A 5750-nucleotide genomic window follows, 5' to 3' on the forward strand; every position below is an offset into this window, starting at 1 on the left:
GCCTGGATATCCAGCGCCCTCTGCCGCGGGTTGCCCTGGCACTGGCCGAGTGCGCTGAGCCGGTGGATGAGACGCGGCATGCGGCTGAGCGCCAGACCTTGGCGGCGCCTATTCCCACCACTCTATCGCGCATTGAAGACCTGGGGCAGGTGGCAGTGGATCCCGCTGGTGTGGCGCTGGCCGAGGCTGAGTTCATCCTCTCTGCTGGCAATGGTGTTAAACAGTGGGACGCCTTCCACCATGCTGCGAAAGTGCTCGGTGCTACCGAAGGGGCCTCGCGTGTCGCGGTGGATGACGGCTTTATGGCTCGTGATCGGCAGGTAGGTGCAACCGGAACCTGGGTAACCGCCCGCGTCTATATGGCGGTGGGTATTTCAGGCGCTATCCAGCACCTACAGGGCATTCAACGCTGCGACAAGGTGGTGGCCATCAATCTCGATCCGGGGTGCGACATGATCAAACGCGCAGACCTGGCGGTGATAGGCGACAGCACGCAAATTCTTGCTGCGTTAGTGGCGATGGTGGAACAGCAGCGAGGAGGGCAGCGCGATGCGGCCTGAACAACAGCAAAAACAACAAAAAACGGGTATCGACGTAGCGGTGCTGGTCTCCATAGGCCGTCACCCCACAACCGGTCGTGCGAGGCGCGCCGAGCAGGATGCACGGGGTCTGGAGCTTGCCCTAGCCATGGAAGCAGAACTGCCGGGTAGTCGGATTGACGTACTGCACGCTGGTTCTCAGGATGTCGACAGCGAGGCAGCTCTGCGCAGTTACTTAGGTATGGCCACAGGCGTTGGTATGGGGCTTGAGTCCATGACTTTGCTGGAGCAGCCTGAAGGCAGCGATGCTATTCTGCCGCTGGTGGAACATTTAGCCGCTACCTCACCTCAGCTAGTGATCACCGGTACCCGGGCCGAGCGCGGAGAAGGTTCTGGGCTTTTGCCCTATGCGTTGGCGGAGCATCTCGGTTGGCCGTTAGTGAATAGCTTGGCGTCCATAGAGACAGTGGAAAATGGTGTGGTAACGCTGCTTCAGGCGCTGCCGCGGGGACAGCGTCGCCGTCTCAAGGTGCGCTTGCCCGCCATCATCAGCGTGGATGAAGCAGCGCCGGCGGCGCGTCAGAGCGCCTTCGGCCCGGCTCGTCGAGCCACCCTCTCGGTGGCGCCCACTACCTCTGAAGCCGACAGTGAGTTGGCCCAGTGGCACTTGAGCCCCGCACGTAAACGGCCTAAGCGTCTGAAAATCATCAAAGCCGCCTCTGCAAGAGACCGCTTCAAGGCGGCGGCTTCCAAAGCCGAGGGCAAGGGCGGGCAAGTGCTTACCGACGTTACCCCTGAGCAGGGCGCCGAGGCGATCTACAAGTTGCTCAAGGAAGAGGACGTGCTGCGCTGAAGTCTTTTGATCACGGCATGTTAGCACTCTTAAAGCCCGCCCTTTATTGGCGGGCTTCTTGTTATCTATTATTTAATCTCTGAGTCTTTATTTTCGAAGCCTTTACGTTTTAAGTCTTTACGTTCTCTGTCGTTATCTTCTTCTATGTTGTTATGACCTATTTGCCAGCAAAGCCAGGGTAAAGCCGCAGGCGCTGTCTTTCTAGATGTAACCCCATCCAGGCGTGTAGTACTAGCACCGTGATGACGATGACCCCGCCCAATAGTGTTGATGCCGTTGGCGTCTCGCCTAATAGCCACCACACCCATAGTGTGCCCAATGCGGTTTCCACCAGGTAAAACAGTGCCACCTCGGTAGACGGCAGGTAACGGGTGGCGCTATTGATCAGCACCGTGGCCAGAGGCATCTGCACTAGCCCCATCAGTGCCAGCACGCCATAACGCTCGGCATCAAGCGCCAGCGGCGAGGCCATGGGCAGAGCAATTGCTGCTGAGAGCAGTCCGCCACCAGCAATCACCGTCATGGGGTCAATGGCGGGATAGCGGCGTAGCAAGGTCAGGTTACCGCCGATGGCCGCCGCAGCCGTTAAGGCATACAGGTTACCCGCCAGCATTCCCATGGCGCCTTCGCCCAAGAACACCAAACCCATACCCAGCATGCAGACGGCAATGGCTACCAAGGTTCTTAGCGGCACCTTTTCATGTAGGAAAACCCGTGAAAACAGTGCGGCAAACAGTGGCGCTGTGCTCAGTATTACTACCACGTTGGCCACATTGGCGTTCATTACTGCGAGGACGAAGAGGCTCGACATTAGACCCAGCAGCAGCGCTGAGGCGAGTGACGAAAACGGATGGCTTCTCAGTGCCCCTAATCGATTACCCACACAGCACAGGACTCCCAGCACGCAGAACATCAAGAAACCGCGCCAGAATACGATGGTCCAGCCATCGGTGTTAGCTAGGCGGATCAGCAGACCGTCGAAACTGAGGAACACCACGCCCAGTATCACCATGGCCAGACCGCGCTGGTAAGAATTTGACTGCATTGTCTTGGTTCCTGGTCGGTAAAAGAGAGCAACCGCCCGCTGGTTGGGCGGGCGGTTGCGGGGGAGATTACTTGGCGGTTTTGGGTATTGCGTTAAGTTGTTGCCACTCCTTATTAAGGCCTATGTAAAGGCTGACGCACATCATTAATAGTACCAGTGTGAAGGGCAGCCCCGTGGCTACCGCGCCTGCCTGAAGCGCACTGAGCGCGGTGCTACCGCCGCCATACAGCAGCACTCCAGCAATGACGCCTTCAAGTGCGGCCCAGAAAACACGCTGGCCCTTAGGTGCATCGGTTTTGCCACCGGCGGTGATGTTATCGATTACCAACGAGCCGGAGTCTGATGAAGTGATGAAGAAAACCAGCACCAGGATAATGGCTAGTGTTGACGTTATGCTGGTGAGAGGCAACTGTTCCAGCATATGGAACATGGCGAGTGAGACATCACCAATGCCGTTGGCCAGTTCGCCTAATGCCGTTAGTCGCCTGAAAAAGAGCTGTACCGCCGAAGGCGCTCATCCAAACCAGCGTGACTAGCGTTGGTACCAGCAGTACGGCAATTAGAAACTCCCGAACGGTACGTCCACGCGAGACGCGAGCGATAAACATGCCGACAAACGGAGACCAGGAGATCCACCACGCCCAGTAAAAGATGGTCCAGCCGTGGTACCAGGTGTCGTCCTCGCGTCCGATCCAGTTCGACAGCGGCAAAAGGTGGCTTACATAGTCTAGCGTTGTGGTGCCAATCCCTGTCAATATCATCAGGGTCGGGCCTGCTATCACAACGAATAGCAGCAGTATCGCCGCGATGATCATATTAATGTTTGAGAATAGCTTTACGCCACCGTCGATACCCCGCCATACCGAGAATAGTGCAATCACCGTGACCACTAGGATGATCGCCAGCTGAGTGCCAATAGTGTTGGGGATGCCGAACAGATAGGCGAGCCCACCTGCCGCTTGGGTAGCGCCAAAGCCAAGCGAGGTGGCGAGGCCGAAAATGGTGGCGAGTACGGCAAGAATATCGATGATATGACCTGCCCAGCCGCGGGTATGCTCACCTAGAAGTGGATAAAAGGCGGAGCGAAGCGTGAGTGGCAAGCCCTTATTATAGGCAAAGAACGCCAGCGAGAGTGCGACAACTGCGTAGATTGCCCACGGGTGCAGCCCCCAATGAAACATGGTCGCGCCCATGGCAGCACTAGCGCCTTCCGGCGTGCCTGCGGGGGCGTTGAGGGGCGTACCGTACCAGTCGGTGTAATAGGCCACTGGCTCAGCAACGCTCCAGAACATTAGGCCGATACCCATACCCGCCGCAAAAAGCATGGCGAACCAGGACGTGCGCGAGTACTCCGGCTTGGCATCGCTGCCGCCCAAACGAATTCGCCCGAGGGGCAAGCAGATCAGTACGAGGCAGAACACCACAAAGGTATTGCCTGCAATCATAAACAGCCAGTCAAAGTGTTCAATTGACCAGTTCTTGGCAAGCCCTAGGTGCGTGTTAGCGGCATCCGGGTAAACCAGTGCGTAAAGAATGAATAGCAGAATGGCGAGAGCAGAGAGTGGGAATACGGGGTTATGAAAATCTAACCCCATTATCTGAGTATTGTCCTGTCCGGGCGACAGGACAGGATCGTCATTGTTCTTCATTAGATGTCCTTGGTGGCTATTGTTAGATATCGGCTATGCGCCCGCATCGCCGACACAACGGATTGTTGGGCCTGTTTCAGGGTAAGAGTGTCGTGAAAGCGACCTCTAGCTATTCGTCTTGGCTAGGATGTCTTGAATAGATATGTGAGTGCCTTTGTGGGGTAAGTCCTTAGGCACGGAGGGGATAGGGTGGGAAAGCGCAATCCACCATCAAGCGCACAACAATAAACAACAGGAGCTAGCCATGAATGCAGCCAACCGCGGAGTGGTCTATAAAGGGCCGGGTGAAGTCGCCGTCGAATCTATTGCCTATCCTGAGCTCGCCATCGGTAATCGAAAGTGTGAGCACGGCGTCATTCTTAAAGTCGTCACCACCAATATCTGTGGCAGCGACCAGCATATGGTGCGCGGCCGCACCACTGCGCCATCCGGCTTGGTGCTGGGTCACGAAATCACTGGTTTGGTGGTCGAGTGTGGTCGCGACGTCGAGTTTATCCAGCCCGGCGATCTCGTCTCGGTGCCGTTTAATATTGCCTGCGGTCGCTGCCGTAACTGTAAAGAAGGCCGTACCGGCATCTGTCTAAATGTGAACCCCTCTCGTCCAGGGGCTGCTTACGGCTATGTCGATATGGGTGGCTGGGTGGGTGGCCAGACCGAATATGTCATGGTTCCCTACGCGGACTTTAATCTGCTGAAGTTCCCGGACACCGATCAAGCGATGGAGAAAATCAAAGATTTAACCCTGCTGTCCGATATCTTCCCCACCGGCTTCCACGGTTGCGTTACTGCTGGTGTCGGCCCCGGTAGCACTGTTTACATTGCCGGTGCTGGCCCTGTGGGTCTGGCGGCGGCAGTTTCTGCGCAGTTGCTTGGCGCGGCTTGTGTGATTGTCGGCGATATGGTCGAAGACCGTTTAGCTCAAGCGCGAAGCTTTGGCTGCGAGACCATTGACCTGACCCAGGACGGCGACATGGCCGACAAGATTGAGGTGATTCTCGGCGAGCGTGAAGTCGATGCCTTTGTCGATTGTGTTGGTTTCGAGGCCCACGCCTGCGGCTGCAACCATGGTAAAGAAGCACCTGCGACCGTGCTGAACTCGGCGATGTCGCTAACTCGCGCGGGCGGCCAAATCGGTATTCCTGGCCTGTATGTGACCGAAGACCCAGGTGCCGCTGATGATGCCGCTAAGCAGGGTGCTTTGAGCATGCGCTTTGGCCTCGGCTGGGCCAAATCCCACAGTTTTCATACCGGACAGTGCCCGGTAATGAAGTACCACCGCCCGCTGATGCAGGCTATTCTATTCGGTAAAGTTAAGATCGCCGATGCGGTAAATGTACAGATGATCACTCTGGATCAGGCGCCCCAAGGATATGCCGACTTCGATGGCGGAGCCGCCAAGAAATTTGTCATCGATCCCCACGGCAGCGTGCCTGCATAAGCCGGAAGTAATTGCCCGTCCGTAGAGGAGACGAGATAGATAGTTCGAGGTAGATAGTTCGGTATAGATAGTTCAAGATTGATAGTAAGACCCTAGACGGCACCCCGCGGGGTGCCGTCTTCGTTCATTCGGCATCACGCCGATCAAAATAATAATGAGTGACCCATGACCGTCCAGACCGTGACCCCCAAGCGCCGCTTTCGCGGCAAGCCCCGCGGCCGTGAAC

General features: G+C 56.7%; 4 protein-coding genes and 1 pseudogene. 3 read left to right on the plus strand and 2 right to left on the minus strand.

The window, feature by feature from the left end:
• Together INT22_RS21535 and etfB are read left to right on the plus strand one after the other, a co-directional pair.
• Window positions 1-560, plus strand: a 560-nt coding sequence (locus INT22_RS21535; RefSeq protein ID WP_226912906.1) for an electron transfer flavoprotein subunit alpha/FixB family protein, incomplete at its 5' end; no start/stop codon positions are given.
• A complete protein-coding gene (etfB, locus tag INT22_RS18645; RefSeq protein ID WP_193061723.1) occupies window positions 550-1392 on the plus strand; it encodes an electron transfer flavoprotein subunit beta in 843 nt (280 codons plus the stop codon). The genes INT22_RS21535 and etfB, both read left to right, overlap by 11 nt.
• 157 nt (window positions 1393-1549) lie before the next feature.
• Here the strand turns inward: etfB and INT22_RS18650 are convergent, their stop codons facing one another.
• Both INT22_RS18650 and INT22_RS18655 read right to left on the minus strand, forming a co-directional pair.
• Window positions 1550-2437, minus strand: a complete 888-nt coding sequence (locus tag INT22_RS18650; RefSeq protein ID WP_089039336.1) for a DMT family transporter — start codon at window positions 2435-2437, stop codon at window positions 1550-1552.
• A gap of 67 nt (window positions 2438-2504) precedes the next feature.
• Window positions 2505-4086: pseudogene (locus tag INT22_RS18655) on the minus strand (BCCT family transporter).
• A gap of 244 nt (window positions 4087-4330) precedes the next feature.
• Between INT22_RS18655 and fdhA the strand changes: the two are divergent.
• Window positions 4331-5524: a formaldehyde dehydrogenase, glutathione-independent gene (gene fdhA, locus INT22_RS18660; RefSeq protein WP_009724036.1), complete on the plus strand. Its 1194-nt coding sequence runs from the start codon at window positions 4331-4333 to the stop codon at window positions 5522-5524.
• Window positions 5525-5750: the final 226 nt, after the last annotated feature.

Source organism: Halomonas sp. 3D7M (genome assembly GCF_014897885.1).
GTDB lineage: Bacteria > Pseudomonadota > Gammaproteobacteria > Pseudomonadales > Halomonadaceae > Vreelandella.

Excerpts from the sequence above, each read along its gene's own strand:
- etfB (WP_193061723.1), top strand. The coding sequence starts at position 550 with ATGCGGCCTGAACAACAGCAAAAACAACAAAAAACGGGTATCGACGTA.
- INT22_RS18650 (WP_089039336.1), bottom strand. The coding sequence starts at position 2,437 with ATGCAGTCAAATTCTTACCAGCGCGGTCTGGCCATGGTGATACTGGGC.
- fdhA (WP_009724036.1), top strand. The coding sequence starts at position 4,331 with ATGAATGCAGCCAACCGCGGAGTGGTCTATAAAGGGCCGGGTGAAGTC.